This is a genomic window from Arthrobacter sp. ISL-69 (assembly GCF_018613775.1).
Lineage (GTDB): Bacteria > Actinomycetota > Actinomycetes > Actinomycetales > Micrococcaceae > Arthrobacter.
In genome coordinates, this window is the sequence record NZ_JAGGPO010000011.1 from 239881 (window position 1) to 266362 (window position 26482).

31 protein-coding genes and 2 pseudogenes are annotated in these 26482 nt (G+C 65.5%); 16 read left to right on the forward strand and 17 right to left on the reverse strand.

Features of this window, described 5'->3' with window-relative positions:
* On the reverse strand, positions 1–1479 hold the full coding sequence (locus tag J7I79_RS07735) for an MFS transporter (RefSeq protein WP_214951968.1): 1479 nt from the start codon (positions 1477–1479) through the stop codon (positions 1–3).
* An 84-nt stretch (positions 1480–1563) separates the two neighbouring features.
* Between J7I79_RS07735 and J7I79_RS07740 the strand changes: the two genes are divergently transcribed.
* Positions 1564–1941, forward strand: a complete 378-nt coding sequence (locus tag J7I79_RS07740; RefSeq protein ID WP_214951970.1) for a MarR family winged helix-turn-helix transcriptional regulator — start codon at positions 1564–1566, stop codon at positions 1939–1941.
* Positions 1942–1991: 50 nt separating this feature from the next.
* Here the strand turns inward: J7I79_RS07740 and J7I79_RS07745 are convergent, their stop codons facing one another.
* Together J7I79_RS07745 and J7I79_RS07750 are read right to left on the reverse strand one after the other, a co-directional pair.
* Complete coding sequence (locus J7I79_RS07745) at positions 1992–3248, reverse strand: FAD-dependent oxidoreductase (RefSeq protein ID WP_214951972.1); 1257 nt, start codon at positions 3246–3248, stop codon at positions 1992–1994.
* A complete protein-coding gene (locus tag J7I79_RS07750; protein WP_214951974.1) occupies positions 3241–4560 on the reverse strand; it encodes an aromatic acid/H+ symport family MFS transporter in 1320 nt (439 codons plus the stop codon). Before J7I79_RS07750 ends, J7I79_RS07745 begins: the two co-directional genes overlap by 8 nt.
* A 48-nt stretch (positions 4561–4608) precedes the next feature.
* Here J7I79_RS07750 and J7I79_RS24760 point away from each other — a divergent pair, with 48 nt between their 5' ends.
* From J7I79_RS24760 to J7I79_RS07770, 4 genes are all read left to right on the forward strand, one after another.
* The gene (locus tag J7I79_RS24760; protein WP_214951976.1) at positions 4609–5430 is read left to right on the forward strand and encodes an IclR family transcriptional regulator; all 822 of its coding nucleotides are present in this window, start codon (positions 4609–4611) and stop codon (positions 5428–5430) included.
* A 132-nt stretch (positions 5431–5562) separates the two neighbouring features.
* On the forward strand, positions 5563–6693 hold the full coding sequence (locus tag J7I79_RS07760) for a cupin domain-containing protein (protein ID WP_214951978.1): 1131 nt from the start codon (positions 5563–5565) through the stop codon (positions 6691–6693).
* Positions 6693–7514, forward strand: a complete 822-nt coding sequence (locus J7I79_RS07765) for a fumarylacetoacetate hydrolase family protein (RefSeq protein ID WP_214951980.1) — start codon at positions 6693–6695, stop codon at positions 7512–7514. Before J7I79_RS07760 ends, J7I79_RS07765 begins: the two co-directional genes overlap by 1 nt.
* Positions 7514–8272 carry a maleylpyruvate isomerase family mycothiol-dependent enzyme gene (locus tag J7I79_RS07770; RefSeq protein WP_214951982.1) on the forward strand — a complete coding sequence of 253 codons (759 nt, stop codon included), beginning with the start codon at positions 7514–7516 and terminating at the stop codon, positions 8270–8272. Before J7I79_RS07765 ends, J7I79_RS07770 begins: the two co-directional genes overlap by 1 nt.
* 94 nt (positions 8273–8366) lie before the next feature.
* On the opposite strand, the gene J7I79_RS07775 is transcribed toward J7I79_RS07770, so the two are convergent.
* On the reverse strand, positions 8367–8735 hold the full coding sequence (locus J7I79_RS07775) for a VOC family protein (RefSeq protein WP_214951984.1): 369 nt from the start codon (positions 8733–8735) through the stop codon (positions 8367–8369).
* A 61-nt stretch (positions 8736–8796) separates the two neighbouring features.
* On the opposite strand from J7I79_RS07775, the gene J7I79_RS07780 reads away from it, so the two are divergent.
* Positions 8797–9243 (forward strand): MarR family winged helix-turn-helix transcriptional regulator, encoded by a 447-nt coding sequence (locus tag J7I79_RS07780; protein WP_214951986.1) that lies wholly within the window; start codon positions 8797–8799, stop codon positions 9241–9243.
* A 169-nt stretch (positions 9244–9412) separates the two neighbouring features.
* On the opposite strand, the gene J7I79_RS07785 is transcribed toward J7I79_RS07780, so the two are convergent.
* Positions 9413–9733 (reverse strand): GYD domain-containing protein, encoded by a 321-nt coding sequence (locus tag J7I79_RS07785; protein WP_214951989.1) that lies wholly within the window; start codon positions 9731–9733, stop codon positions 9413–9415.
* A gap of 260 nt (positions 9734–9993) precedes the next feature.
* Entirely contained in the window at positions 9994–11022 is a 1029-nt protein-coding gene (locus tag J7I79_RS07790; protein ID WP_396020174.1) for an NRAMP family divalent metal transporter, read from the reverse strand.
* Here J7I79_RS07790 and J7I79_RS07795 point away from each other — a divergent pair.
* Positions 10967–11707, forward strand: a pseudogene (locus J7I79_RS07795) (substrate-binding domain-containing protein); the annotation flags it as partial. The gene J7I79_RS07790 and the pseudogene J7I79_RS07795 sit on opposite strands and share 56 nt — an antisense overlap.
* An 88-nt stretch (positions 11708–11795) precedes the next feature.
* On the opposite strand, the gene J7I79_RS07800 reads toward J7I79_RS07795, so the two are convergent.
* The gene (locus tag J7I79_RS07800; protein ID WP_311380542.1) at positions 11796–12581 is read right to left on the reverse strand and encodes a TM2 domain-containing protein; all 786 of its coding nucleotides are present in this window, start codon (positions 12579–12581) and stop codon (positions 11796–11798) included.
* A gap of 1083 nt (positions 12582–13664) precedes the next feature.
* Between J7I79_RS07800 and J7I79_RS07805 the strand changes: the two genes are divergently transcribed.
* Both J7I79_RS07805 and J7I79_RS07810 read left to right on the forward strand, forming a co-directional pair.
* Positions 13665–14369 carry a GAF and ANTAR domain-containing protein gene (locus J7I79_RS07805; protein ID WP_214951993.1) on the forward strand — a complete coding sequence of 235 codons (705 nt, stop codon included), beginning with the start codon at positions 13665–13667 and terminating at the stop codon, positions 14367–14369.
* Positions 14370–14378: 9 nt separating this feature from the next.
* Complete coding sequence (locus J7I79_RS07810) at positions 14379–15092, forward strand: GAF and ANTAR domain-containing protein (protein ID WP_214951995.1); 714 nt, start codon at positions 14379–14381, stop codon at positions 15090–15092.
* 116 nt (positions 15093–15208) lie between these two features.
* On the opposite strand, the gene J7I79_RS07815 is transcribed toward J7I79_RS07810, so the two are convergent.
* The 5 genes from J7I79_RS07815 to J7I79_RS07835 all read right to left on the reverse strand — a co-directional run bounded on the left by J7I79_RS07815 (position 15209) and on the right by J7I79_RS07835 (position 17685).
* Entirely contained in the window at positions 15209–15433 is a 225-nt protein-coding gene (locus J7I79_RS07815) for a hypothetical protein (RefSeq protein WP_251042494.1), read from the reverse strand.
* A complete protein-coding gene (locus tag J7I79_RS07820) occupies positions 15430–15948 on the reverse strand; it encodes a hypothetical protein (protein ID WP_214951997.1) in 519 nt (172 codons plus the stop codon). Before J7I79_RS07820 ends, J7I79_RS07815 begins: the two co-directional genes overlap by 4 nt.
* A gap of 356 nt (positions 15949–16304) precedes the next feature.
* Positions 16305–16715: a nuclear transport factor 2 family protein gene (locus J7I79_RS07825; protein ID WP_214951999.1), complete on the reverse strand. Its 411-nt coding sequence runs from the start codon at positions 16713–16715 to the stop codon at positions 16305–16307.
* Positions 16716–16827: 112 nt separating this feature from the next.
* The gene (locus J7I79_RS07830; RefSeq protein WP_214952001.1) at positions 16828–17241 is read right to left on the reverse strand and encodes a DUF3592 domain-containing protein; all 414 of its coding nucleotides are present in this window, start codon (positions 17239–17241) and stop codon (positions 16828–16830) included.
* A gap of 12 nt (positions 17242–17253) precedes the next feature.
* Positions 17254–17685: a DUF3592 domain-containing protein gene (locus J7I79_RS07835; RefSeq protein ID WP_214952003.1), complete on the reverse strand. Its 432-nt coding sequence runs from the start codon at positions 17683–17685 to the stop codon at positions 17254–17256.
* A gap of 194 nt (positions 17686–17879) precedes the next feature.
* Here J7I79_RS07835 and J7I79_RS07840 point away from each other — a divergent pair, with 194 nt between their 5' ends.
* Entirely contained in the window at positions 17880–18992 is a 1113-nt protein-coding gene (locus tag J7I79_RS07840) for a GTP-binding protein (RefSeq protein ID WP_214952005.1), read from the forward strand.
* 53 nt (positions 18993–19045) lie between these two features.
* Positions 19046–19168 (forward strand): type B 50S ribosomal protein L36, encoded by a 123-nt coding sequence (gene ykgO, locus J7I79_RS07845; RefSeq protein WP_011693081.1) that lies wholly within the window; start codon positions 19046–19048, stop codon positions 19166–19168.
* Positions 19169–19175: 7 nt separating this feature from the next.
* Here ykgO and J7I79_RS07850 read toward each other — a convergent pair whose 3' ends face one another.
* Positions 19176–19871 (reverse strand): GntR family transcriptional regulator, encoded by a 696-nt coding sequence (locus J7I79_RS07850; protein ID WP_214952006.1) that lies wholly within the window; start codon positions 19869–19871, stop codon positions 19176–19178.
* A 170-nt stretch (positions 19872–20041) separates the two neighbouring features.
* On the opposite strand from J7I79_RS07850, the gene J7I79_RS07855 reads away from it, so the two are divergent.
* Positions 20042–21262 (forward strand): glycerate kinase, encoded by a 1221-nt coding sequence (locus J7I79_RS07855; RefSeq protein ID WP_214952008.1) that lies wholly within the window; start codon positions 20042–20044, stop codon positions 21260–21262.
* 4 nt (positions 21263–21266) lie between these two features.
* Here J7I79_RS07855 and J7I79_RS07860 read toward each other — a convergent pair.
* A pseudogene (locus J7I79_RS07860) lies at positions 21267–21889 on the reverse strand (sugar phosphate isomerase/epimerase family protein); the annotation flags it as partial.
* Here J7I79_RS07860 and J7I79_RS07865 point away from each other — a divergent pair.
* Positions 21888–22346, forward strand: a complete 459-nt coding sequence (locus tag J7I79_RS07865) for a substrate-binding domain-containing protein (RefSeq protein WP_251042540.1) — start codon at positions 21888–21890, stop codon at positions 22344–22346. The pseudogene J7I79_RS07860 and the gene J7I79_RS07865 overlap by 2 nt on opposite strands.
* Before the next feature lie 90 nt (positions 22347–22436).
* Positions 22437–22772, forward strand: coding sequence for a hypothetical protein (locus J7I79_RS07870; RefSeq protein ID WP_214952010.1), 336 nt, complete (start codon positions 22437–22439; stop codon positions 22770–22772).
* Between the two features lie 41 nt (positions 22773–22813).
* Here J7I79_RS07870 and J7I79_RS07875 read toward each other — a convergent pair whose 3' ends face one another.
* On the reverse strand, positions 22814–23563 hold the full coding sequence (locus J7I79_RS07875) for a LysR substrate-binding domain-containing protein (protein ID WP_214952012.1): 750 nt from the start codon (positions 23561–23563) through the stop codon (positions 22814–22816).
* Between the two features lie 154 nt (positions 23564–23717).
* On the opposite strand from J7I79_RS07875, the gene J7I79_RS07880 reads away from it, so the two are divergent.
* Complete coding sequence (locus tag J7I79_RS07880) at positions 23718–24122, forward strand: DUF5997 family protein (protein ID WP_104174676.1); 405 nt, start codon at positions 23718–23720, stop codon at positions 24120–24122.
* Positions 24123–24170: 48 nt separating this feature from the next.
* Here the strand turns inward: J7I79_RS07880 and J7I79_RS24190 are convergent, their stop codons facing one another.
* Entirely contained in the window at positions 24171–24647 is a 477-nt protein-coding gene (locus J7I79_RS24190) for a hypothetical protein (protein WP_251042496.1), read from the reverse strand.
* Positions 24648–24962: 315 nt separating this feature from the next.
* Here J7I79_RS24190 and J7I79_RS07890 point away from each other — a divergent pair, with 315 nt between their 5' ends.
* The gene (locus J7I79_RS07890; RefSeq protein WP_214952089.1) at positions 24963–25577 is read left to right on the forward strand and encodes a thymidylate kinase; all 615 of its coding nucleotides are present in this window, start codon (positions 24963–24965) and stop codon (positions 25575–25577) included.
* Here J7I79_RS07890 and J7I79_RS07895 read toward each other — a convergent pair.
* Positions 25546–26349: a hypothetical protein gene (locus tag J7I79_RS07895; RefSeq protein WP_214952014.1), complete on the reverse strand. Its 804-nt coding sequence runs from the start codon at positions 26347–26349 to the stop codon at positions 25546–25548. The genes J7I79_RS07890 and J7I79_RS07895 overlap by 32 nt on opposite strands.
* Between the last annotated feature and the right edge of the window lie 133 nt (positions 26350–26482).

Sequence of the window (26482 nt, forward strand, 5' to 3'; positions counted from 1 at the left end):
TCAACTGCCTGTTGGCGCCGGCTTCCGCCGGCGTGACGGTGCCGCGGCAATCACGAGGGCGGTCACCGCCACCGCTGCGCTCAGGATCAAACCCGGGCGGTACTGTTCCAGCATCGCTGCCGCATCCACGGCGGCACCCGGGTCCGACGCATTGCCGTGACCGCTGACCATCGCCGTCGTGACGGCCAGCACCAGGGCGGCACCCACTTGCGTACTGGTCTGGATCAGGCCTGCCGCCAGTCCTTGCTCGGCGTTCCGGATGCCTGCCGTGGCCTGGACGTTGATGGACGGGAAGGCCAGGGCGAAACCGACGCCCAGCAGCAGGACGGACGGCAGAATGTCCGTCACGTAACTGGGCGAGGTGCCCACGCGAAGGAACAGCACGTAGCCGAGCGTCAACGACGCCAGTCCCGTCAGGATCAGCCGCGGAGCACCAAACCTGTCGATGAGCCGGTCCGCGAAGGGTGCGCTCGAGGCCACCAGCAGGCCAGTCGGGAGCAGCGCCAGGGCCATGCCGAGCGGGCTCCATCCCAGGACGGACTGCAGGTAGAGCGTCAGGATGAATTGGAAGCTCAGATACGAGCCGAACAGCCCCACGGCACTGAGGTTGGCCCGGGCCACCCAGCCTTCCTTGAGGATGCTGAACCGGATCAGCGGGTGTTTGACACGGTTTTCGATCACGGCGAACGCTGCCAGCACCGCTGCGGAGGCCACGAATCCGGCGATAGTTGCCACAGATCCCCAGCCGTTCCCAGGTGCCGAAACCAGCGTGTAGACCAGCCCCAGCATGCCGGCCGCGAGGGTGACGGCGCCCCAGACGTCGTGTCCGCTGTCCTGTTCCCCGCCTGCGGCCTTGCCGGCAGCAGCGTCCCTGGGGATGTACTTCAGGCCAAGGATCACGACGGCGACTGCCACAGGCACCGAGACCAGGAAGGTCCAGCGCCAGCTCAGGGCAGTCATGAGGCCTCCCACGACCAGGCCGAGGGAGAAGCCGCTGGCGCCAAACGTCGTAAAGATGGACACGGCCCGGTTGCGTTCGCGGCCTTCCGCGAAGTTGGTAGTAATGATCGAGAAGCCGGCGGGAGCCGTGAACGCGGCGGCCAGCCCCTTGACGAAACGGGTGGCAATGAGGAGGGCGGGGTCGTCCACCAGACCGCCAAGCAGGGAGGCTGCAGCGAAGACGCTGAGCGCGATAAGGAAGATCCGCCGCCGGCCGAGCAGGTCAGCCATCCGCCCGCCCAGCAGCAGCAGGCTGCCGTAGCCGAGCACGTAGGCGGAGACGATCCATTGGAGGGATTCGGTTCCGAGGTGGAGTTCGGCGCCGATCGAGGGCAGCGCCACACCGACCATTGATACGTCCAGTGCGTCGAGTGCCAGAACGGTGCACAGAACCAGGAGGAGCATCCATTGCGCACGGGTCCATTGCACAGGTGCAAGCCGGTCTCCGGCAGCTCTTTCAAGGGTGGAAGTTGAAGTCATGGCAACAACTTATATGACGCGTCATTGAATGACAAGGAATATTATGACGTGGACTTTTAATTCGTCATGAACTAGAATCGCTGCATGGCAACACCGCAGGACCAGCAGCTGGTTGAGCAATGGCGCAGCATCCAGAACACGTATTTCCGCACCGCAGGCGCAATCGACCGTGCCCTGGAGGCGCGGTTCAGCATTGGCCTGACCGAGTTTGAAATTCTGGACCTGGTGGCCGACAGCACGGACGCGGCATGCCGGATGAAGCAGCTCGGTGAGCGCACCCCCATGACCCAGAGCGCCATGTCCAAGGTGGTGGACAGGCTTGAGAAAGCCGGCCTCATCGCCCGCCGCTCCTGCGAAGATGACCGGCGCTCACTGTTCCTGGAGCTTACCGACGCCGGCCGCGCCCTTCACGACGAGGCCGCCGTCGAACACCGCGCCCTGCTCAAGGAAAACCTGGACTAGGGTGCAGGCGCCCCCGAGGGCCTCTGTGCGAGGTCGCCGGGGCCGCAGGATCAGGCAGAAATCCGGTCCGCCAGCCTGACGGAAGCCGGATCAATGGCGGGCACGCCGTCGCCCTCCTGGCCGTACAGCCAGTCGTTGTACTGGAAGTCGTTGTCCTTCCGGCTCTTGAAGAGCACGTTGCGCAGCGTCCGTGCCAGGCCCGAGACGTGCCAGGACTCTCCCCAGACCCGCGCGGTGCGCTGCACCCGGGCGGTGCGGCCGGCGCGGAGGATGTTGAATTCCCGGATGGCGTCGTCCCATCCCTCCGGTTTGACGCCGTCGGGGGTGAACACGGTGCCGTTACTGGCGTCCTGCAGCACGGCTGCGTCCTCGAGGGCCTGGCAGGCGCCCTGGGCGAGGTACTGGAGCATCGGATGCGCAGCGTCGCCCATCAGCACCATCCGGCCGGCGATCCAGTTTTCGATCGGGTCGCGGTCGTACATGGGCCAGCGCATGCCGGTGCCCAGGTTTTTCAGCGCTTCCTGGACGGCCGGGACACAGTCTTTGTACGCAGCCTCGAGCTCGTCCACTCCCCCGTACTGCTCTTCGCCGCGCGCGAAGGAAGGGGACTTGAAGACGGCCACAGTGTTGAGCAGTTCGCCCTTGCGCAGCGGATACTGCACCAGGTGGCAGTCCGGTCCGAGGTAGACGATGACGTCCTCCAGATCGGCCTTCGGCGTATTTTCGGTGATCGGCACGGTGCCGCGGTAGGCAACGTAGGCCGACGAGACCGGCTCGTCACTGGCCACGAGCGGACGCAGGGTGGACTTGAGTCCGTCGGCACCGATCACGACGTCGGCCTCATAGTCCACGCCGGCGGCGGTGTGGGCCACGCCGCGTCCGTTCACGGTTTCAACGCTCTCGACCATGACGTCGTTGACAAGCTTGACCCCCGCCGCTTCACAGCCTTCGAGGAGGACCCGGTGCAGGTCGCTGCGGTGGATCACGACGTACGGCGCACCGTAGCGTCCGGCGAATTCCCCCCCAAGGGACTGCCGGGTGAGTTCCTCGCCGGTGACGGCATCGCGGAACACCAGGTGCTTGGGCTGGACACCGATTTCCAGCGCCTTTTCCAGCAGGCCCCATCGACGCAGGACGCGGGACGCGTTCGGGGCCATCTGCAGCCCCGCGCCGACCTCGCCGAATTCGGGGGCCCGTTCCACGAGGGTGACGTTGGCGCCGTTTTCGCGCAGCGCGAGGGCTCCGGCCAGTCCGGCCATTCCCCCTCCGATGACGAGGACATCGGTGGACGTGGCGTGCTCAGACATTGCTTGCTCCTGTTGGTGAGGATGAGGGTGGGGTTGAGAGTTTCGACTTGAGTTTGAGGCCGACGGCGGCCAGCAGGACAGCGGCGATGGCGGCTGCACCGGCGAAGGCCAGGAAATTGGAACTGACGCCCAGTCCGGCGGCCAGCAGGAGGCCGCCTACCTGGGGTGCGGCGACGGCGCCGATGCGGCCCGTCCCCAAGGCCCAGCCCAGCGCGGTTCCGCGCAGGTGGCCGGGATAGTGGCTCGCGACGGCGGCGATGATGAGGCACTGCGTGCCGTGCGTTCCCACGCCGGCGAGGACCAGCATGAAGTAGACGACGCCGACGGGCGGCCCGGTCACGAGGACCACGAGCGCTCCGGCGGCGACGGCGGCGGCGGCGATCGCCGTCGGAATCGGACCGAAGCGGGTGCCCGCCCAGGCCGTGATGACCGAGCCGGCCACCGCCCCGAGGTTGAGGGCCAGGGCGAAGGTCAGGGCGGAGCCCAGGTTGTAGCCGGCCAGCTGCATGAGGTTGGGCAGCCAGGTGCCCAGCCCGTACCAGGCGAAGAGGGTGGCAATCGTCGCCACGGCGAACAGCACGCTGACCCCCAGGTACGGGGCGCGGAGCAGCGAACTGAAGCCGGACGGTTCCCTGACCGGGCGGCCGCCGCTGACTGGGGCCAGCGTCTCCGGAAGGTATCTCAGTCCGAGCGGCACCACGACCACCAGGGCAAGTACGGCCACCAGGAACATTGACTCCCAGCCGAAGGCGGGGATCATCTGAATGCCGACGAGCGCAGCGATGGATCCGCCGATCGGGACGCCGGACATCATCAGGGTGGCAACGGTGGACCGCCATTTGGCGGGCACCAGCTCGGCAACGAGGGCGTTAGCTGACGGCACCAGACCGCCGAGCCCGATGCCGGCGAGGAGCCGCAGGGCGCCGAAGACGGCGGCGTTGGGAGCGAAGGCGCAAAGGATGGTGAAGATCGAGAAAATGACGGCGCAGCCCAGGATGATGCGGCGGCGGCCCCAGGAGTCGGCCATCCGGCCGGCAAAGATCGCCCCGATCATCATGCCGGCGAAGGCCATGGATCCGATGGTTCCGGCAGTGGCCTTGCTCAGCCCCCAGCCGGTCTCGGAGATCAGGGAGGACTGGACGGTGCCGTAGACGATGAGGTCGTAGCCGTCGAAGACCACCAGCAGCCAGCAGACGAGGACAGCCGCCGCCGAGCCTTTGGAGAACCTCGATGCGGGCCCGTTAGCGGCAGTGGGGGCGGGAGCCCCCTGCAAGGACCCGTGCGGCGCTGCAGCGGGAAGTGTGTGATTCATCCCACTACTGTCAGTGCGGTGGCGGCTGAAGCGCCATAGAATTCTGATGTGCAGAACATCCCGTCGTCCAAGTCGTCCCGGAAGCCCGTGCAGAAGCGGCCCACCTATTCCATTGAGGCAGTGGATAACGCGCTGCAGCTCCTGCAGCTGCTCCGGGACGATGGTGCGCTGCGGCTCAAGGACGCCGCCGGGGAGCTGGGCGTGGCCCCGTCCACCGCCCACCGACTCCTGGCGATGCTGGTCTACCGGGGCTTCGCCGTGCAGGATGAAAACCGCCGCTATGTGCCCGGTCCGGCGATGGGGGTGGGGCCGGCCGGGCTGAGCTGGACCAGGCTGCTCCGCTCACTCGCCCAGCCGCACATGGAGCTGCTGTCGGCGCAGCTCAACGAGACCGTCAACCTCATGGTCCGGGTGGGCACGAAGGTGCGGTTCCTGGCCACCGTGGAAGGTGGCAACGTGTTGCGCGTTGGTGACAGGCAGGGAACCGTTATGCCAGCCAACAAGACCTCCGGAGGCAAGGCCATGCTCGCCGAACTGGAACCCCCAATGATCGAGCAGCTCTTCCGCAGCAACAATGCCGAAATTGGCGGTGACACCATTCCCGCGGCGGAGTACCCGGCGTTCCTGCGCGAGCTTGAGTCCATCCGCTCCAACGGTTTCGCGGCCAACTTTGAAGGCACGGAGGAGGGCGTGAGCGCCCTCGGCATCGCCCTGCACAACCGGCACGGGCACGTCGTCGGCGCGCTCAGCGTAGCCACTCCCGCGACCCGGTTCCGCAGGGTGTTCGACGCCGGACTCGTCGGCGCCCTGCGCGAAACCTGCCGGCAGCTGGAGATCGATATCGCGGCCAACCCGGCGGAGCCGGACTGAACCTCCTTCGGTCCCGATATTTCAGGCTCGAACAAACAATTCTGACCAGCAGAATATGCTGGGGGTCACACTGCTGCATCCGTAGGGTCGAACTACGCCAAAGAACTGTTCTGACCTACCGAGGAGGCCCACGTGTCCATCAGCGCCGAGAACACGACCCATGAATCAGTGGCTGCGGGGCATGCTGCTCCGGAGCCGACGCCGGAGGAAGCTGCCCAGCTGGAGGAGCTGTACCGGGATTTTGACCGGGAGAACCTGATCCCCTTGTGGACCGAGATCGCGGATCTGATGCCGATGGTCCCGTCTCCGAAGGCCGTCCCGCATGTGTGGCGGTGGAGCGATCTGTACCCGCTGGCCGCGCGTGCCGGTGACCTGGTTCCGGTGGGCCGTGGCGGGGAACGCCGCGCGATCGCTCTGGCGAACCCGGGCCTGGCCGGTACGCCGTATGCCACGCCGACGTTGTGGGCGGCGATCCAGTACCTGGGTGCCCGTGAGACCGCCCCGGAACACCGCCACTCGCAGAACGCGTTCCGTTTCGTTGTTGAGGGCGAGGGCGTCTGGACGGTGGTGAACGGGGACCCGGTGCGGATGTCCCGCGGGGACTTCCTGCTGACGCCGGGCTGGAACTTCCACGGCCACCACAACGACACCGATGAGCCGATGGCCTGGATCGACGGACTGGACATCCCGTTCGTGCATTACGCCGACGCCGGCTTCTTCGAGTTCGGCACCGAACGCGTCACGGACGAGGCCACCCCGGACATCTCCCGCTCCGAGCGGCTCTGGGCCCACCCGGGCCTGCGCCCGCTCTCGGGCATGGATGACACCACCAGCTCCCCGATCGCCGCGTACCGCTGGGAACACACCAACCTGGCCCTGGCCGAGCAGCTGCTGCTCGAGGACGAGGGCCACCCGGCCACCGTGTCCCAGGGCCACGCCGCGGTCCGGTACACGAACCCGACCACGGGCGGGGACGTGATGCCCACCATCCGCGCCGAATTCCACCGGCTCCGGCCCGGTGCCGCCACCGAAGCGGTCCGGGAGGTCGGCTCCAGCGTCTGGCAGGTCTTCGAAGGCTCCGGCACGGTGGTCCTGAACGGCGAGACCAGGACCCTGGCCAAGGGCGACCTCTTCGTCGTCCCCTCCTGGCAGGAATGGTCCCTGCAGGCAGAGTCCGAATTCGATCTCTTCCGCTTCAGTGACGCCCCCATTTTCGAACGGCTGAACTTCAGCCGCACCTACACCGAAGGACGCAACAAGTAATGAAACTCCTCACCCTCCGCACTGAAAACCGCACCAAGGCTGTCCGTCAGGACGGGACCACCCTGACCGAAATCGACGGCTTCGCCGACGTCGGCGAACTCCTGCGCACCCCGGACTGGGAGGGAACCGCGAAGGCCGCGAACGGCGCCACGCACCCGCTCGACGGCGCGGACCTCGCCGCCGTCGTGCCCTTCCCGGGGAAGATCATCTGCGTGGGCCACAACTACCGCAACCACATCAAGGAAATGGGCCGGGAAGTCCCGGAGCACCCCACCCTGTTCGCCAAGTACCAGGAATCCCTGATCGGCCCGAACGATGACCTGGCCCTGCCGCAGGAATCCGATACGGTCGACTGGGAGTCCGAACTCGCCGTCGTGATCGGCAAGAAGGGCCGCCGGATCAGCGAAGCGGACGCCGCCGGGCACATCGCCGGGTACGCCGTCCTCAACGACGTGTCCATGCGCGACTACCAGTTCCGCACCGTCCAGTGGCTCCAGGGCAAGACCTGGGAGAAGTCCACCCCGTTCGGGCCCGCCCTGGTCACCAGGGACGAGTTCAGCGGCGGCCTCATGACCACCGCGGTGGACGGTGAGATCCAGCAGCAGACGCCCACCAATGACGTCGTCTTCACGCCCGAGTTCCTGGTCTCCTACATTTCCACCATCATCACGCTGAACCCGGGCGACGTCATCGCCACCGGCACCCCGGGAGGGGTGGGCCACGCCCAGGACCCCAAGCGCTACCTGCAGGAAGGCCAGCTCCTGGTCACCACCATCGAGGGCCTGGGCCAGCTGAAGAACCGCGTCATCAAGGAAGCCTGATGGTCGCCCGCACCGACCGGACCACGGACCCGGCGCTCCTGGAGGCCCTGCTGCAGGCGCGCCGGGGCACGGCGTTCTTCGCCCGCAAGCTCAACGAACTCACCGATGCCCAGCTCGACGGCGATTCGCTGCTGCCGGGCTGGACCCGCCGCCACCTCACGGCACACATCGGCTACAACGCCCGCGCCATCGCGCGGCTGGTTGAGTGGGCGGCCACCGGGGTGGAGACACCCATGTACGCCTCCACCGAGGCCCGGGATCACGAAATCAACTTCGGCGCCACGCTGTCTCCGATCGCGCTGCGGCACCTGTTCGACCACTCCGCGGTGCACCTGAACGTCGAATGGCGCGACCTCCCGGCCGAGGCCTGGCACCACCAGGTCAAAACGGCCCAGGGCCGGGCCGTCCCGGCCGAGGAAACCGTCTGGATGCGCACCCGCGAAGTCTGGATCCACGCCGTCGACCTCGCCAACGGCGCCACCTTCAGCGACATCCCCGCACCCGTACTGGAACGGCTCCTGAACGACATCACCGGCGCCTGGCACACTCGCGGCACCGATAAGGGACTTCTCATCAAGGTGACGGGCACCGACCTCACGTTCGGGGACCCGACGTCGGACTCCCCCACCGTGGTAACCGGCCCGCTGGCCGCCGTCGTCGAATGGGCCGCAGGCCGCGGCACCCGAGGCGTCGCCGCCACCGGGCCCAGCGCAGCAGTCCAAAATGGTGCGGTTCCCGCCGCACCAAAGTGGATCTGAGCCCGCCTTCGGCAAGATTCCGGCAACGGACGAGAAACGCCCCCTCAGCGAGGGGGCCTTTCTGGTCGTCCACAAGCCATCGGGACGGTTACATCTAGACGGCGTCATGGATCGTGATCCTGTACCCGTCCGGATCGGCGAAGGTGAATGTGCGCCCGAAGGGCCCGTCGAACGGCGCCGAGGTGATAGGCGTACCGATCGCGGCAAGAGCATCATGAAGCTGCTGGGCGTCCGTCGCACGGAGCCAGAGCGCAACGCCTTCTCCCGGCTGGGGGACTGTGTCGAAGCTGGTTCCCGGTACCGGTTCGCGCACCGCGAACGAAACAGGGTGCGTGTCGAAGACGACAGCGTGCGGCGGGCCGGCCTTGGATCGCGCAAGCCCTAAGTGCCGTTCGTAGAATGCCGCCGAGCGCTCCAAATCGCGCACCTGCAGGGAAATGAAATCGGGACCAATAGCAGCCATGGAAGTGCCTCCTCGTTATGTCAGTACATTGACATGCATCAACGTATGTCAGAATATTGACATGAGTCAAGATGGCGTTGGAGTGGACCTGGATACGTCCCTGGGCTACCTCCTCAAACAGGCGCACAATGTGCTGCGGGCCGAGATGGATGCTGCGCTGCGTCCGCTGGGGATGACGGTGCCGCAGTACGCATGCCTTGAGCTCCTCGCCCAGCGACCCGGTCTCTCCAACTCCGACCTGGCCCGCGGCGCCTTCGTATCCCGACAGTCGATGAACGTCCTCCTGCAGTCACTCGAACGGGATCGACTCGTCTCCCGGCCTGATAAGCCCTCCACCGGCCGGACCCTTCCCGTCCAGCTCACGCCCCTGGGCCGGGAGCGACTGCAGGCCGCCAGTGCCGCTGCCAGGTCCGTGGAGGCTCAAATGGGTCGGGGGCTCAACTTCACTCAACAACAGCAATTGCGGGACCTTCTCGCATCGTGCGTCAGGTCCCTATCCGAATCCTGACCGACTCAGCCCAGGTGGACGAATGGCGCGTCGCCGCCGGTTCCGGTGAACTTCCTGCGGTCGATGTCGACGACGACGGCGTCTTATCCCCGAACCAGCCGGGGCACCCACTCCTCTAGACCGTATGAGACCGGTGCGCCAGCAGCCGGTTCGAATTCGTCCTGCCCCGCTACTGGCCGGGCGCGCGGTAGGAGGGTGTCTTGCCCACTGCTGCGTCAATATCCTCAGGCGTCATGAGCGGCGTGAGGTGCAGGTTCACGGCGCCGGTGGAATTGATCATCAGGGAAAGTGCCACAGCACTGGGCTGATCTGGAATCTCGAAGACCCCCAGAACGTCCGTCTCGCCGAACGCGTAGTAGAAGCATTCCAGTGAACCGCCAACGGAATCCAGGGCTTTAACGACCGCGTCCCGACGCTTGGACCCGCCCTCTTGCATCAGGCCTTTGATTCCCTGGCCCACATAGTTTGCTTGGAAAAAGTACTTGGTCATGGCTGACTCCCGTTCTGCTTGTGCCCAGAACACGAACCATTCCGCACGCCCAGAACATCGGATGATTGAAGGGTTCTGGAGTTCTCCCCGATAGGGGTTGTGGGCTGAGTCTAGGCCTCTCCACTGCGACTGACAACGGTCGGCTGCCCGGCTTCGGGTCTCTGCCCATGCACTATGTGCGGCCGGTCGGAACGCCAGGGCAGCGCCCTCGCCTGTTGGGCGAGGGCGCTGCCTGATTTTTGGCTGGTGGTCTCCAGTCCTCAGCCGAGGAGGGTGCTGATGAGCCGGAGGGATGAGGCGATGATCGCGATGAGGCCGATGGCGGCGAAGAGGTTGTGCCACCACTTGTTGCGGAGGCCTCCCATAACTGCCGCCTTGTTGCTCATGATGAACATCAGGACGCCCAGGAGGGGTGCGATGAGCACGGTGAGGGATTGGGCGATGACGATGAGTCCCACGGGTGAGGCCTGGAAGGAGATGGTGATGACCAGTCCGAAGGCCAGGATGACTCCTGTGAAAATGCGGGCGGTGGGTGATCCTGCCTTGGCACCGCGGCCAAGGGCGTCGGAAAGCATGGTGCCGCCGGCGGTGGCGTTGGCGATCATGGACGAAAATGCCGCGCCCGAGAGACCCAGAGCGAACAGCATCGAGCCGACAGGTCCTGCCAGCGGCGCGAAGATCGAGGCGAGGGCGCCGATGGAGGTGGCTTCCCCTCCTGCCTGGCCGAGGACGGCGGCGGACACCATAATGACCAGTGCTGTCATGATGCCGGGGATGGTGTCGACAAGAATGATGTCGCGGTAGTCGGCGCGGGTGCGGCGGTTTTCCTTGATGCCGTAGGACGTGTAGAAGGCGGCGTTGATGGAGAAGTTGGTTCCGACGAGTGCCACGATGAGGATCTCGCTCCCGGGCGGAAGCGTCGGGACGATGCCTTCCATGGACCGGTACCAGTCGGGTTGGGCAACGACGGTACTGGCGATGAAGGCGATGCCCATGAGGACGACGATGGCCAGCAGGGCTTTCTCCACGATGCCGTAGACGTTGCGGAAGGTCAGGACGAACCCGACGGCGGCCGTGCAGACCACGGTCCACAGAACGGGGGAACTGCCGAAGACCAGGGACAGGCCCAGGCCGGAGCCGACGGCGTTGCCGACGGAGAACATCAGCGTGATGCCAAAGACGAAGAATCCGGCCAGGACGCCCACCCATTTGCCCAGGTGGTCCTTGATGGACCTGCGCAGGGGCGAAACGCGCACGCTCGGAGTGCTCGTGCCACGCCTGAGCGACACGGTGATGGCATTGATGTTCGAGGAACTTGAGCGCGCCGCAGCAGCGCGCGGCTACTTCGCCATGGTCGCCACCAGCGGCGACGACCCCGGCGACGAACGCCGGGCCGCGGAAACACTCCTCGACCGAAATGTCGACGGCCTCATCTTGGCCACGGCCCGGCTCGACGACGAACTCCCCCGGCTGCTGCGGAAACGCGGCGTGGCCCACGCCCTCGTGCTGCGCACCGACGGCGAGAGCCCATCGGCGCTCGGGGACGATGAAATTGGCGGCTACCTGGCCGTCCACCACCTCATTGACCTGGGCCACCTCGACATCGCGGTCGTCACCGGCCCCGCCTTCACTTCTACGGGCATCGCCCGCCTCGCCGGCGCCCGCCGGGCAATGGAAGAAGCAAGTATCCACGACCGCCGCGTTCGCCGCCAATGACAACATTGCCATGGGGATCATGGCAGCCGCTCACCGAGGCCGCATTACCGTCGGAGCAGACCTTGCGCTGGTCGGCTACAACGACATACCGCTCTCGGCGAGGCTCCCCACCCCCTGTCCTCCGTTCGTGTCCCCCTCGACCAGATCGCCGGCACCGCCATCGATCTCATCGTCAACCCAGGCAAGGAACCCCACATACGCCCGGCCATGCCAACACTCATTCCCCGCGAATCCAGCGGCTCTCCCAGACACACCTGACGGAACCCCAACCACACCCGCATTGCACAAACAAAAACCCACCGCCCCACAACGGGGCCGCGGGTTGTTGCCGGGCGAGGATCGACTACTAACCGACCGGAGCCGTCAGGGTGAAGGTCGATGCCTTGTCGCCGAAGTCATCGATGATCGCGATAGTGGTCGGACCGTTTTTGATGTCAAACGCAATCACCCCGCTGTGGACCTGCCCAACTTGGCTGTCCGTTTCGGTCGGCAGGCTCCCCTCCTCCAGGTAGATACGTTCGCCTTCCTTGCCGTCTGCATCGTATGCCTCGAAGTTTGCAGGATTGGAGCTGCTGGTTCCGGTCAGTGTCTCCCAGGAGACCTCCACCAGGAGGAATCCTCCGTTGTTCGGCTTCATGTAGGACTGGGTGGGAATCTCAGTGACATAGACGGAGTCAGCGACGCTGACCTTCACCGTGTTGCCCTCGGACACGGTAACCACGAAAGAGTACGCATCAGTACCGGTTCCCGAGGACGGGGCGGGCGCCGCTTCGGTAGCTGCGGGGTCTTCTGCAGCGGCAGACTGTGTTGCCGGGGACTTCTGAAGCTCCTCCACCATGGCTGCGGCGGACGCAAAGGATGCGAGCGTGACCACGGTTCCCACGATCATGCCGACGACCCAGACGACGCCGGTGACGATCCATGCCATCTTCTTGTTCTCCGGGTACCCTTCCAGCGGACGGCCGTCCCTGTCCCTGGCGCTTCCGGTCAGAGTGATGATCAGGTCCACGATGGACCAGATGCCGAATCCGCCGGCGGTCAGCAGCTTGGCGATGCCGGTGCCGATCTTGCCCAGGTAAAAGCGGTCCACACCCAGACCGCCCAGGAGAAGGGACAGAATCCAGGTGGTCACGAAGGACTTTCCCGGACCATTGGCGTAGGGAACGTGGCCATAGGGCCCCGGACCGGGTCCTGGCTGGTAGCCGCCCTGCTGTCCACCCGGGTACGGCCCGCCGAAGCTGGATGGCGGGATCGGGGGAGCTCCTGCTCCGGCGTCATTCTGGGGCGAATGAGGGTAACTGGGGTGACTCATAGTTCTTACGTTCCCGTTTCTGTTGGCCGATGGCGCTCATAGCACGGGGAATCCATGATCGGCTGCCCCCATTACCGATGATGCTTCGAAAAGTTTAGACGACGGTTCGGGGGCCCGTGCTCTTGGCGTACCCACAACACCTTTGGAGCTGAAATTCGACACACCCGAACGCATGCTGCCCGGGTCCGGCGTCGAACTTCACGCAAGGAATTCGAATTCCGCGATCCGGAAACTATCCCCGCATGTTAACCCGTTCGCGTGGACGGGCGGCGAACCTGCACCACAGCTGTGACTGTTAGCGTGCCCGCAGGGGGATCGGAGTTAGGGGCGCATTCGTCAGTTGGGACGTGTTGCCGAACCGCACTCCGCGACAGCACTTCCGCGAACTTCTTTGCGGACATACACTGCATTAGTGAGCCCCGGACCTTGGCTTCGCAAATGTTCGCGCGCGCCGTCCGGAAGCAAAAAATGCCACTCACATCAAACTCCGCATCTCCCGACGGCCCTGTTCCATTGCCTGCTGAGTCCGGGGAATCGCGCTTAGCGGTGCAGTCACAGGAAATAATCGATTGGCTTCTCGCCGATCCTGATCCAGCCCTCGCCGAAGTCAAGCAACGGCTGCGTCAGTGTGTGGCCTACCACGGCGCTCCGGAAAGGGCCCTGCTGGCCCATATGGTCGAAACATGCCGAAGGTCCAACAGCCGCAGGTAGAAGGCAAGCGCCTTGTGCACCTGTCAGGGGCTGGCCTGCGGGCTCGGAGTGAGGGGACTATTCTTAGCGGTAAACCAGTTGTTCCGGTTCAGCGTGCAATCGGGCTCTACCGCGGCGGGGGAAGTGATCTGAGGCTCAAAATGGACGCTGGACACGCCAGCAGGACCGCACTCGTCGAGCGGGGACGGACTGATGCCTGATTTCGCCCCTTCGGTCCCGGATGGCACTGATGGCGTGGACCTCTGCGCCCCGTTTCTGCTTCACTTGCCGGTCAACGGGGCCGCCGTGACCATGTTCGGCGGGGCCAGCGCGGAGACCCTTGTATGTTCAAGCGGCGCGATCGCAACCCGTCTTGACGAGCTGCAGTTTGACCTTGGCGAAGGTCCTCGATGGGAGGCCGCGCGGACACGGCAGCCGGTGCTGGTCCCCGATGTTCATTCCCCGCTTCCATACTCGTGGCCCGTCCTCAGCAAGGCGCTCGAAAAGACGGGGGTGGCAGCGATCTTTGTTTACCCCCTTACCGTGGGGGCCCTGGACCTGGGTGTGGTCGAACTTCACCGTACGACGCCGGGGAGTCTGAGCACCTCCGATCAGTCAACGGCAGCGGTAATCGCCGACGAGACAGCATGGCATCTTCTTCGTCGGGTTCTGTCCGTGAACTCACCCGACACAGATCCCACGGTCGACACAGCCCTTATGTCCCGGCGGGAGATTCACCAGGCGACCGGGATGGTTCTGGCCCAGGCAGGAACTACGGCGACAGAGGCATTGTTGCTGCTCCGCGCGCATGCTTTCGCCAAGGCCCTGACGTTGCGCGAAACCGCGGATGAAGTCTTGCAGGGCCGGCTTAGTTTCGCTCCGCATCGTGAGGCACCCGGCCGCCCCGGGCTGCAGTAAAATGAGCCCATGGTGAGCATAAGCCGCGCGGAGCGTGTCAGCGCGGCCTTCGTCAGAATCACGGACACGCTGGTTGCCGACTACGACATGCTCGAGCTGTTGCACGCACTCGTCGAGTCGTCTGTTGAACTGCTCGACGCTTCGGCTGCGGGCTTGTTGCTGGCCGATCCGCACGGACATCTGCAGGTGGTCGCGTCCACGAGCGAACGAAGCCAACTTGTGGAAATACTCCAGCTGCGGGCCGGCGACGGCCCATGCGTCGAGTGCTACCAGACCGGAAGGGTCGTTGTCGTGGAGGACATAGAGACCATGGGCGGGAAATGGCCCGAGTTCCGGACCGCAGCTCTTTCCCAAGGATTCCGGTCAGTCCAGGCCGTGCCCATGCGCGTCCGGGGCACCACGATAGGAGCCATGGGCCTTTTCGGTGATAACCCCGGCGCACTCACGCAGGAGGATTCGTCCATCGGCCAGGCACTGGCAGATGTGGCGACCATAACCATCCTGCAGGAACGCACCATCAGGGAGTCAGCTCTGGTCAACGAACAGTTACAGAGCGCGCTGAACAGCCGCGTACTCATTGAACAGGCCAAAGGTGTCATAGCCCACACGGCGGGCGTAGACATGGAAGAGGCGTTCAAACGGTTGCGCAGCCATGCACGCTCCAACAACCGGAGCCTGCCAGAAACGGCGACCGCGGTAATCAACGGAGTCCTACGGCTCTAACAGGTTAACAGGGCCCCATCAAATGCCCTGACCCAGAGCCCCGGAGGTGGCCATGATCCCCCGGGGCCATTGTGGGTTTCGGGAGGAGACATTTGACGACGAGGGCGCCTGTTGGGTCACCGCGGGCTGCTTTCTTCCCAGGTCTGCCCGTACGGGACTTTTCCGCTGACAGCCACGGTGAAAGTAGTGTGGCCGTGGCGTGTGACCAAGATGCCGCGCCTGACCTCTTTCGTCGCGTATTGGAGCGCTGCTTCGACTGCGGCGTTCAGGTACTCGTCACGGCGATGTGCGTCATTGGTTTCGATGAGAAATTCGAGTCCGCCGTCGATGGTGCTGATCATTCTGCTTTTCCTAACTCGGATTCCTGATTGAATTCGCCTGCCCAGGCCGACTCCTCGCTCGGCCACTGCCTCCGGAGAAATGCATGCCGGGACACTATCTGGATGTCCAGGGCTTTCGCGGCCATTCTCTCCAGGGTTTGGTCCAGATCGACCGCTCGGGCCGTGGCACTGATTGAAGGGGCGGACCGGAGCGAGACGTAGAGGGCGGCCAGTCCCTTCAGCTCTGCCGTGAGACGCTCGATCTCTTCCAGCAGCAGTTCGTCGAGGTCAGCTGCTGCCACGACGCCGTCGGGACGCTGGTCGGGTGGGCGGCGCCGGTTCATGCCAGGCTGCATCGGGAGGCTGTCGTTGGGTCCAGTCGACGGTGGCGCCGGGGGCGCGCCGCCGGTGTCATCGGCAGCGCCGCCGGACCGGAAGGTTCCCGCACCGTCTCTAAGCGGGGCCGCAGGAACGAGTGGCCTGGACTGGTGGTGCGGGTGCACGGACGCGCACCCAAACACTTGATTGCCTCGCATCGGTAATTCCTCCTGTGACGTCCGCCATTACGGGGAGTCACCGGGGTCCGGGGCAACACGCAGAGTCTATACGAACTCAGCCCGCGTAAGCTGCGATCCATGCGGGTTACTGAAGGCACCGCAGCCAATCAAGGCTCCGCCCAGCGTGACGAGCCCGGTCAGCAGGCCAAAGTGTCCGCGTCTGCGGAAACTGAGATCCTTGATTAGGTCTTGTTTCCGGGTTCTGTCCGTTCCAGCGCCGCGGTCAGATGTTCGGCGTCGGGGAGTTCATGGGCACAGGTTGGGTCATGAGTTCCATCCTAAAGAGCCGCCCGGACAGGCGCGTATAGCCCAAGATCAAGAACCAGCCGGGCTCCCTATGACGCTTCCGGCTGCACCACCGTGTCGGCATGGCGGTGAGCCACCTTCCACTCCCCGTCTTCGCGGCGGTACACCTGGGTTACGCGGAGGGTGTATGTCCTCGGCTCTCCGTTCACCGAGGCACTTGTGTGCTCGTAGCCCACGGTGTAAGCCATGTCCCCGATCACGTCGGCCGCGATGACTTCGTGCGAGTACGACGTGCAATCCGAGAAGGAGCCTTCCAGCTGGCGGAAAATGTTCCCCACCTCCTCGGCCCCGCTGCCCGACATCCAAGCGCCCAGAACGGTGACCGGCTCCCTACGCGCCCAGATCGCAAACCGCGGAGCGGCATCCCCATTGTGCAAAGCGATCTCGGCGTCCTTGAGGCGGGAGCCAACCCAAGTGATGAAGTCGTCTCGATCGCTCACACAGAACCTCCAAGGACTCGTGTTCGTCGGCACCCGAAGGGACAGCGGATAGCAGCGGCGCCCGTTCTTCACACCAGTAAAACACCAAGCACAGCCGGCTTCCAGCCTGCACCTAGCGGAGTTGCCACCCGAACATCGCTGCAGCCCCGAAGCCGGCCACGAGGATGCCTGTCGCAAACCGGCCTTTGGCGAAATGTGCCGGGCGCGTAGATTCAGCGGGGTTGGCCGGGTTGTAGATCACTGGAATGGTAGTGCAGATGATCTCCTGGTCCGGGCCGTAGATATCCGCCTGGCCCAGCCACCGCTGGCCGTGGGCGTCTTGGAACTCGTAGGACGGGGCAAAGCGGTGCATGCCGCTGCTGGCTGGACCGTCTGTGCCGTGCAGGTTTCCGGTGACGGTGGCCTGCGCCGGCACCCAGCCGCGGAACAAACGCCGCCGTCGGAATGACGCGACCAGGGACAGACCCGCCGGGACCAGGCCCAGCACCATCAGCAATCCGGGCAGCAGCACGAACGGCGATGTCATGGGATGCACGCCTCAGCCCCGCCCGAAGAGAGTGATAAACACGAACGAAACAACCGCGAACACCGCGAAGAACGCCATCAGGCAGCCGATCGCGATTCGGTTCTGGGACGACACCTGGAATGACTGGTTCGGGTTGAGGGGGTTGTACGTCACCTCTACGAACGTTCCCGGGACAGGCTGGCCGGCGGAAGAGACCTCGGATTCGCCGGCAAACAGTGTCCCGTAGGAGTCCGCGAACTGGTAGGTGGGGAAGTAGCGACGGCGATTGCTCGTGCCACCGGCCCCGTTGCTCCATCCAGCCACACTTCCGGTAACAATGGCCTGGACCCTTGGCCAGCCGGCAGTCAACCGTTCATGGCGCCTGGCTTTCCGCACAACGCGGACAAATGAAAAGGTGGCGCCGCCAACGAACAGCGCCCAGATCAGGTACGGCTCGATCGTCATGTGTCCCCCAGATTCCAGTCACCAAGAAGTATGCCATCCTACGGACGCCGCCGCGGACCGAACCGATCGGACCGAAGAACGGAGCTAGGCCACGAGGCGCCGGCCCTTGATAAGGAGCCAGAAGATGACGGCACCTTAATGGGGCGTCGAAGGATCAGTTGTAAATGCGAACGATTCTCATTTAGAGTGAAGGCATGCTTCTTACTGTTGTCAGTTCCCTCGACGTCCTGTGCCGCCAGCGTGCCTGCGAAATGCTGGCCGCTGCCCATCCTGAGGCCATGCTCGTTGTGCATGACCTGCTGGACGACGGCGTCGTCGTTCGCCGCGTCTTTGGCCCCAACGCCCCCGTGGACCGTGAGGAGACCCGCCTGGAGCACGGATGCCTGAGCTGCACGGTGCGCCTGGATGTGATCCCGACCGTCGAACGCCTGCTCGCCCGCGGCGAGGAGCACGTCATCATTGCTTTGCCGCCCGCGGTCCCCGCCGCTGCAGCGGTCAGCGCCCTCAAACAGGGTTTGACCAGCCAGTTCACTGTCCGTTCTGTGATGCTGGCGTGCGCACCGGATTCCCTCGAGGACCATATTTGGGACCACCACACCCTGTTTGAATCCGGGTTCACCCCGACGCCGGAGGACCAGCGCACGCCCGGAGAGTTCCTGATCGGTGAACTCGCCTTCAGCGACACTGTCCTGCTGGCCGATCCACTACTCGTTCCGGTGAACCCGGACCAGCGCGCCCGTGGCGTGCAATTGCTCGACGAGCTAGCACCGCACGCGCGCATCGCTGACGGCGCGGATGCCGAACGACGCGGCAGTCACAACTATGCAGAGGCCATGGGCAGGACCATCGCCGGGTCCGTGCGGACTCCGGCCCAAGCACCCGCCTCACCTTTCGTCACCGTCACGCAAAGAGTCCAGCGCCCACTCCACGCCGAACGCTTCCGGGACGCCCTGGCAAGGCTGGCCGAGGGGTGCTGCTGGCTGCGCGGCCGGCTGTGGATCGCGACAGCCCCGGACTGCAGGATCGCCATCCAGGGAATCGGACCCCGCGTCTGGCTCGAAAACACCGGCCCATGGCTGGCCGATCAAACGGCGCAGCCCCAGTCCAGTGGGGCAACGGACCGCGACACCTCCCTGGATTTGCACTCCGGCCATGGCGATCGCGGAACCGTCATCGCAGCAACCGGTGAACACCTCGACCCGGCGGAATTCGCCCGGCTGCTTGAGGACTGCCAGCTCACCGACGCCGAAATGGACGCGCGCCCCGCAGACCTGCCCGACCCGTTCGAGTTCACCCTGACCTCCTAACCGAGGCAGGCCACAACCCTCACTCCCCCACCCAAGTAAAAGGAGAAATACCCATGAAAGTACGGAACTCACTGCGGGCACTGAAGAAGATACCGGGGGCGCAGATCGTGCGGCGCCGCGGCAGGACCTTCGTCATCAACAAGAAGAATCCACGGATGAAGGCCCGTCAGGGCTAGGGCCTGCTTAGCCCTGCGCGTCCAGCGACGACCCGAGGTCGGCCTCAGGACCGGGCAGGCCGCCCACGGCTGCGACCAGGCGTTCCCGGGGCCGGCTTAGGTGCTCATCCAGGAATGCGGTGGCAGCCGGCCCGTCGCCGGCCGCGATAAGGTCGAGCAGGTGCTGGTGCTCCCTGACAATTCGCTCGGGCTGGACCAGTTCCAAACCTTGTACCTGTGCCATGCAGAGCCTCACCTGCGAAACGAGCGATTCGTACATCCGGCTGGTCCGCGGGCTGCCGATGCTGTCCACGAGCGCCATGTGGAACCGCATGTCCGGGTCGACCGTGTCCAGGCCGGAACCCGAGTCAATCCTCTCCAGGTCGCGCTGAGCGGCGACGGCGGCCGGTGGCACCGTGCGGGACTCCGCCAGCTCCAGCAACACGGCCTTCTCCAGCCGTGCCCGGGTGAGGTAGATGTCCCTGACGTCATCCGGTCCCAGCGTCATGACTTTTGCTGTCTTGTTCGTGCGGCGTTCCAGGAGCGACTCGGAAACAAGTTTTTCTATCGCGGCCTTCGCTGTGGGCCTGGCGACTTCGTACCGGGCGGCCACATCCGTCTCCGTGAAGGACGTGTCCGATGGGTACTCCCCGCGCAGGATCCGCGAGCGGATGTCGTCGGCGATCGCCTGAACGACGGATACGGTCATCAGCTGCGTGGCCACGGCACTCTCCTCAGTCTCGGGACAACATTACGTGAGTCCGAAAGACAAGACTACCTGCTATCCATGTGCACTTGCTAGACAATTCGCGTTCAAGAGTGTGTACTTGTTAGACAATCCACGGCTGCCGATAGCCACAAGCCCATCCAACGACCCCACCGGAGACCACCAGCATGCTGCAATCCGCCAATACCACCCACGGAACCGACGATTCCCGCGCCGAGGCCCTGCCGGAGGCAGCGCGCCCGGTCCGCATCCTGATTGCACCGGACAAATTCAAGGGCTGCCTGAACGCGATCGGCGTCGCTGACGCCATCCGCTCAGGCATCGAGTCGACCGCAAACGGCACCCGCCTTGAGGTCACCGTCCTGCCACTGGCCGACGGCGGGGACGGCAGCGTCGAGGCGGCGGTCTTCGCCGGCTCACAGCCGCGAACAATCGAGGTGACAGGCGCTGACGGAGAAATGACAGAGGCGCAGATCGCGTTTGACGGGACCACGGCCGTCGTCGAGGTGGCCGGGACATGCGGCCTGGCCACGCTGCGGGGAGCGCTTCGTCCGTTGTCGGCTTCCAGCCGCGGCCTGGGTGAGGCGATTCTGGCAGCGGCGCAGCTCAAACCCGAGCGCATTGTGGTGGCCCTGGGCGGCAGCGCCAGCACCGACGGCGGCGCCGGAATGCTGGCCGCCCTGGGCGCGGAATTCCGGGATGCCGACGGGAACGCCGTGGAACCGGACGGCGGGTCGCTGGACCGGATCGTCCAGGTGGGCCTGGGCGGCGTTTTCAATTTCGGCGGAACAGCAATCGTCGGCGCCAGCGACGTCACCAACCCGCTCCGGGGACTGCAGGGTGCCGCACACGTTTTCGGGCCGCAGAAAGGGGCGGATACCGCCCAGATCTCCCTGTTGGACCGGGGATTGGACGGCCTGGTCAACGCCTGCCGACCGCTTCCGGGGATCGACGCCGAGGCCCTCGCCGGCACTCCGGGTGCGGGCAGCGCAGGAGGCATTGGCTTCGGACTGCTGCTTCTGGGCGGATCACTCGTCTCTGGAGCGGACTACTTCCTCGACCTCCTGCGCTTTGATGAGCACGCGCAGCAGGCCGACCTGGTGGTGACGGGGGAAGGCCGCCTCGACGCCCAGACATCGGACGGCAAACTCATCTCCGCCGTCTGCACGCGCGCCGCAGACACGCCGGTGTGGGCGGCAGTCGGCACCTCGGTGCTCGACGGGGAAGCAGCCAGCGATCTGGGCCTGTCCGGAGTTGTGGCCCTTACCGACATCACTGCACACGACACGTCCCGCGACCCCGGCTTGGCAGCCGAAGCCCTGAAACAGGCTGGCCGGAACATCGTGCAGCACGTCAGTGCACACGGCCAGGCATTTGCAACCGAATAGCCATTTAAAAGACGAATGCCACCTGGAGGCCTTCGATCCGGCCCAGGGAGGTGTCCTCGTAGGCGGTGTCGTGCCCGCGGCCGAGTGCCACGAAGTCCCAAGCGGATCCTGGGGCCATTCGTTGGGCCACTCGTCGCCGCCGAGGTTGGTGCGGTTTTCCTCCGGCGAGAGCCGGCGGAAGCTGTTGTCCAGGACACCGTAGAGCGCGGCGTTCCCGGTGTTGACGCGGACGTCCTTCGCGGCGGCCCGGGCGGTTTCCTTCCAGAAATCGGCGGCGATGCCCCACCGGTAGTCGAGCACGTCCAGGGCGGCCGAGTTCCAGGCGTTGACCACCCAGTTGACCGTGGTGGCCCCGGGCTCGCCGCCGGGCAGGCCGGACATGGTCACCACGCGGTCCTGTCCCAGCCGGTGCGCCAGCCGGATGGAGCGGCGGATGTCCTCGGCATGCTTCTCGCCGATCTCACGCATTGGGTGCAGCGGGTTGCCGTTGCAGTTCAGGCCGGCGATCGCGACACCGGTCCCTTCGAAGATCGCCAGGTAGTCGTCGCGGGCCGCGTCGCTTTCCAGGATCTGATCCATGTTGGGGACGTGGACGGCGGGGAGGAATCCGCCCGTGTTGATTTCGATGCACCTTTCCGGTTCGGACGGAGCGGCCGCGCACCGGCGTGAGGGCTTCCGCAAACGCATCGTCGAAGCCGGGCTCAAGGTCCGGATCGCGGGCGAATCGCAGGGAACGTCAGAGGAGGACGGCTACACGGCTGCGTGCTGGGTGCTTGACCACCAACCCGACACCACTACTTTGTTCGCCGCAAACGACACCATGGCCCTCGGTGCCCTCGCGGCCGCGAAGGCCAGGGGCCTGTCCGTACCGGAAGACCTTTCGGTGATCGGCTACGACAACTCCCAGCTGGCCAAATCCCGGTACCTGGACCTCACGTCCGTGGACAACCGGAGCGACCTGGTGGGTGTCGACGTCGCAGACACCCTGCTGGCACGGATCCAGGACCCCGCCCTCGGACCCGGCCGCAAGCTGATCGAGCCCGCCCTGATCGTGCGCGGCACCACGGGTCGCGTCTCCGTCTGACGCAGGCGGCACAGGCGGCCCGGCGCCGTAGGTTCGGTCCGCCGGCACCCGGTTCAGTCGACGCACAGGCGCCCTTGCTAGGGTGGGAGGATGAAATCCAGCCTCGCCGCCCTGTCCTTTGCCGCCCTCATCGTTGTGCTGACCGGTTGCGGCCAGGTTCAGGAAACAGCCGAAAAAGCCGTGAACGACGGAGCATCCCAGGTTGCCACCGCAGCCGCCGACCAGGTCAAGGGCCAGATCTGTGCACTCGTGGAAGACGGGCTCGTCAGCGTCAAGGACAAGGAAGTGCTGGGTGGCCTTGTGGCCGGCGCGGAGACCGCAGGCGTGCCGGCGGAGATCACCACTCCCCTGCGGCAGATCGCCGAAGCCGGCGACCAGGTCCCCGCTGAGTCCGTCACAGCCCTGAAGGACGCCTGCACCGCCTAAGGGCCGCGGCGTCCAAAACTGCGCAGCCTACGGCAGGAGCCTTAGCGCTTTCCCTTCTTGCGTGAACCCTTCCCGCGGCCTTTGTCCGGATTGGGGGCGTAGCGCTGTGCAACCTTGGGCTTCTTGACACCGGTCCCCCGCCGGTCCGGCTTCGGTTCCTTCTTCGGCTTCTCAACCTGCGCCGACGGCTGGCGGGAGCTCTGGGCGGTCCGCCCGCGGACGATCCCGATGAACTCCTCAATCACCTCGTCCGGTGCATGGTCGTTGGGCTCGCTGGACCAGGCAAGCGCAATTTGCGTGGTCGGGGCGCCGGTGAGCTTCCGCGCCACCGTGTCTTTCACGTTGAAGTGGCGCGCAACCGACATCGGCAGGATGGCGAGCCCCGCGCCGGAGGCAACCACCTGCAACGCCATTTCCGGGCCACCAAGCCCGGTCACGTCCAGGAACGTTTCCGTGGCAAGGTCGGCCAGTGCCACCTCCTCGAACACCGAAATTTCGTGGCCCTTGGGGGCAACCACCACGGGCTGCTCTTCATACAAGGGAATCAGGTTCAGGCCCTCGCGCTCCACCGGGAGGCGGACGAAACTGAGGTCCGCGGCGCCGTCGCGCAGGACTGACAGCTGCGCGCCGTCGTCGGACATAAAGGAGCTCAGCGGAACGTCCGGCATCCGCTCTTCCCAGCGCCGGATCCATTTCCCCGGCGTCACGCCGGCAACGTACGCGAAGCGCAGCCCCCGTCCTTCCGGTTCCGAAGGTGCGGGTGCTTGCGGGATTTCTTCTTCAGCGGACACACGTTCACAGTACCGCCAGAGCTCGAGGATGGCCCCGCGGCGAGGGCTGCACAGCGTCGGCTTAGTTCCTATTGGCGCGCTATTGGTACTGCTTTGGTGCTGTTATGGTGCTGCTTTGGTGCCCTACGGGCCACCCGCCGGATACCCTTGAAGTATGACCTCTGCAAACTCCCAGTCCATGAAGCCGGCCACCGTTGCCAAGAAGCTTGGCATCTACCTGCCCGCAACACCCCAGGAGTTCCAGGATTCGGTTATCACCCGCGCCGATTTCGCCGAGCTCCAGGCCAACCCGCCGGAGTGGCTGGCCGAACTTCGCCGCAACGGCCCGCACCCCCGCCCGGTGGTGGCACAGAAACTGAACGTATCCATCAGCGGCCTGGCACGCGGCGGCGTCGAGGAAGCCCTCACGTCGGCGGAAATCACCGCGCTGCTCCAGGCGCCCCCCGCCTGGTTGGTCACCGAGCGCTCCACGCACGCCGCAGTCCGCGCCGAAGCCCAGCGTGTGAAGGACGAGGCCGCCAAGAAGGACGCCAAGAAAGCCCGCGCCAAGGCCGAGTAGGTCCAACTGCTGCGGTGTGGGAACAGCCCAACCCCGCTGACAGGGAAACTAGCGCACGGGGCGCAGTTCGTCCGGGTCGCCCCGGTGGAACATGCGCCGCGGTGCAACACCGTCGAAGAGCACCCACACCGTGGAGGCATCCTCAGTCATGGTGTCCACTATGCCCGACGCCGTAACGCGGTTGCCGCGCACGATGGACACCCTGTCGCCGGGTCGCAGCTCGGACCAGTCGGTTCCTGTCGGCAACGTCCCGGCTGCGGCGTCCGCAGCTTGTCCGTGCGGAATCTGCGGGGCTGCTCCGAACAGCCAGGCGGAGACGTCGCTGCGCAGCACAAGATGCGGTCCGCCCGTTGCGCTCACGCTCCCGGTAGGCACGTAATACCCTCGGCCCGCACCCGACCCGCCGGCTGCCCTGTCCAGGGCATCGATGAGTTGCCTGGTCAGATGCCCTTGGGGACCAAGGGCCCGGAGCTCGTCGAGCTCTTCCGGGGTGAGCCGTCCCAGCACAGCGGCAATATCGGCCATGGTGGATCCCTTCTAGCGGATGGTGCCTGAGGAACCACACTAGAAGGCCGCCATTAACGGCGGATGAAATCCGGACGTCGAACAGCGAACATGATTCGCCGCCGCCCTTGAACCGGCACAGCCCGGCCCCCCCAGGGCCCCCGCCAGGCGCAAACCCGACAACCGCTGGCATCCGTCGGGGACAACGGGGGCCGGTCCCTCGTTGGAGTAATGACACCCTGGCGCAGCCCCCGCTCCCGACACACAACCTCCGAGACCCGACCGTGACACCCGACCTGCGGCGCACGAGCTGCCGCCCGACGAAACGAGCCACCCCTGTTGATTGTCCTGACCGGAATTGACGGTGCCGGGAAAACCACTGCCGCCCGCGGAGCCGTGGAAGCCGCTCGTCTGGCCGGCAGCAAGGCGCTGCTCCTGCGCAATCATGCCGGACGCCGGAACCTAACGCAGTGGTCGGCCCGCTCCGGAATCCCCCTTAGCCCCCGGCTGGCGGATGCCCTGGAAACCATGATCCGGACCTTCAACGTGGTGGTTTCACATACCCGCGCCAGCAGGTTTACCGGCCTGGTGGTCATGGACCGCCACGTCTACTGCCAGCTTGGGCTGCGCAGCGTCCGCGGGATTCCGCGCGGCCGGTTCCTCCCCTGGCTCCTGCGGCGCCTGCCCAAACCGGACCTCGTGATCCACTTCGATCTGGCTCCGGAACAGGCACTGGAACGCATCCTGCTGCGCGGGACCGACACCGAAACACTCGACGAACTGACAGCGCTCAGCGAGGGCTACCGTGCACTTCCGGAGTTCCCCGGATTCCTCCGGATCGATGCCGGCGGCGCCCAAAACGAGGTGTTGGAAGCACTCACTGACGCAATCAACGGTGCCGCCGCCGGGGCAGGGCCGATCAGCGAGAGACAATCGACGTCACTGCAGTGACGAAGAGAGGCAAGGCCGTCACCGCTGCCACGCCGAGAATCCCGCGCCCTGCCCAGTCAACGGTCCCTCCGCGGCGGGCGACATCTGGCGGCCTGACCACACGCGTCCCGCGGTCGGCACGCAGCCGCCTTGCCCGTAGAACTGCAGCCAGCTGGGCCCACACCATGACCACCAGTGCACCGATGCCGAGCACCACGCCCGCGGGCACGAACAGGACGGCCGCCAGCAGCGGCAGGTAGTACTTCCAGTTCTGTCGGGACGGCAGCGGAAGGCGCCCGCTGAACGCGCCCGCCACTGCGGCCACGACGGCACCGTGCAGGACGGCCAGCGCGGAAAAGAGCGCCACGGACAGCCAGCCCGGCCCCACAATCGCAAAGTCGATGTTGTCGGCCCGGAACGGTTCCACGGAGGCGCCGAAGACCAGGAGAAGCAGCACTCCAAGCACCGGTCCCGCCCACCTTCCGGCGGGGAGCCAACGGCGGAGCAGCACATAGATGAACGCGGCGGCGAAGCCGGCAGGGAGTCCCCCGAAGAACAGCAGGGCAACGCTGCCCTCAATCGTGGGAAATCCCACGTTGGCCTCGGCCTCGGTCAGCCGCCCCTGGGCCGACGCCGGCGAGGTGGCGGCCAGGATGCGCATCGCCAGCCTGCCGCCGGCCCACGCCACCAGGATCCCGGATGCGAGGGCAGCCACCGTTGCCACGTTGGCCCACCAGAGGTAGCGGCGCAGTGCGGAAACCTGGGCCGCCACGACAACGTCCTGTGCGGGCACTGATGAAGGCAGGGGAAGATCCGCCGTCGACGCGGGCCCCCCGGGCGCCCTTACGGAGCGTCCTCCCCAAGCGATGACCATTGCCACGGCAACGAGCAGCAAGAACGTACAAACAACCACGACTGCCAGCGCC

Bases quoted from the DNA above. Each gene is read 5' to 3' on its own strand.
- J7I79_RS07740 (WP_214951970.1), top strand. From the start codon at position 1,564: ATGGCAACACCGCAGGACCAGCAGCTGGTTGAGCAATGGCGCAGCATC.
- J7I79_RS07840 (WP_214952005.1), top strand. From the start codon at position 17,880: ATGCTTCTTACTGTTGTCAGTTCCCTCGACGTCCTGTGCCGCCAGCGT.
- J7I79_RS07785 (WP_214951989.1), bottom strand. From the start codon at position 9,733: ATGACCAAGTACTTTTTCCAAGCAAACTATGTGGGCCAGGGAATCAAA.
- J7I79_RS07815 (WP_251042494.1), bottom strand. From the start codon at position 15,433: ATGATCAGCACCATCGACGGCGGACTCGAATTTCTCATCGAAACCAAT.
- J7I79_RS07735 (WP_214951968.1), bottom strand. From the start codon at position 1,479: ATGACTTCAACTTCCACCCTTGAAAGAGCTGCCGGAGACCGGCTTGCA.
- J7I79_RS07865 (WP_251042540.1), top strand. From the start codon at position 21,888: ATGCACCTTTCCGGTTCGGACGGAGCGGCCGCGCACCGGCGTGAGGGC.
- J7I79_RS07780 (WP_214951986.1), top strand. From the start codon at position 8,797: ATGAGTCAAGATGGCGTTGGAGTGGACCTGGATACGTCCCTGGGCTAC.
- J7I79_RS07765 (WP_214951980.1), top strand. From the start codon at position 6,693: ATGAAACTCCTCACCCTCCGCACTGAAAACCGCACCAAGGCTGTCCGT.
- J7I79_RS07855 (WP_214952008.1), top strand. From the start codon at position 20,042: ATGCTGCAATCCGCCAATACCACCCACGGAACCGACGATTCCCGCGCC.
- J7I79_RS07770 (WP_214951982.1), top strand. From the start codon at position 7,514: ATGGTCGCCCGCACCGACCGGACCACGGACCCGGCGCTCCTGGAGGCC.
- J7I79_RS07775 (WP_214951984.1), bottom strand. From the start codon at position 8,735: ATGGCTGCTATTGGTCCCGATTTCATTTCCCTGCAGGTGCGCGATTTG.
- J7I79_RS07820 (WP_214951997.1), bottom strand. From the start codon at position 15,948: ATGCGAGGCAATCAAGTGTTTGGGTGCGCGTCCGTGCACCCGCACCAC.
- J7I79_RS24190 (WP_251042496.1), bottom strand. From the start codon at position 24,647: ATGGCCGATATTGCCGCTGTGCTGGGACGGCTCACCCCGGAAGAGCTC.
- J7I79_RS07810 (WP_214951995.1), top strand. From the start codon at position 14,379: ATGGTGAGCATAAGCCGCGCGGAGCGTGTCAGCGCGGCCTTCGTCAGA.
- J7I79_RS07835 (WP_214952003.1), bottom strand. From the start codon at position 17,685: ATGACGATCGAGCCGTACCTGATCTGGGCGCTGTTCGTTGGCGGCGCC.
- J7I79_RS07880 (WP_104174676.1), top strand. From the start codon at position 23,718: ATGACCTCTGCAAACTCCCAGTCCATGAAGCCGGCCACCGTTGCCAAG.
- J7I79_RS07870 (WP_214952010.1), top strand. From the start codon at position 22,437: ATGAAATCCAGCCTCGCCGCCCTGTCCTTTGCCGCCCTCATCGTTGTG.
- J7I79_RS07830 (WP_214952001.1), bottom strand. From the start codon at position 17,241: ATGACATCGCCGTTCGTGCTGCTGCCCGGATTGCTGATGGTGCTGGGC.
- ykgO (WP_011693081.1), top strand. From the start codon at position 19,046: ATGAAAGTACGGAACTCACTGCGGGCACTGAAGAAGATACCGGGGGCG.
- J7I79_RS07805 (WP_214951993.1), top strand. From the start codon at position 13,665: ATGCCTGATTTCGCCCCTTCGGTCCCGGATGGCACTGATGGCGTGGAC.
- J7I79_RS07745 (WP_214951972.1), bottom strand. From the start codon at position 3,248: ATGTCTGAGCACGCCACGTCCACCGATGTCCTCGTCATCGGAGGGGGA.
- J7I79_RS07750 (WP_214951974.1), bottom strand. From the start codon at position 4,560: ATGAATCACACACTTCCCGCTGCAGCGCCGCACGGGTCCTTGCAGGGG.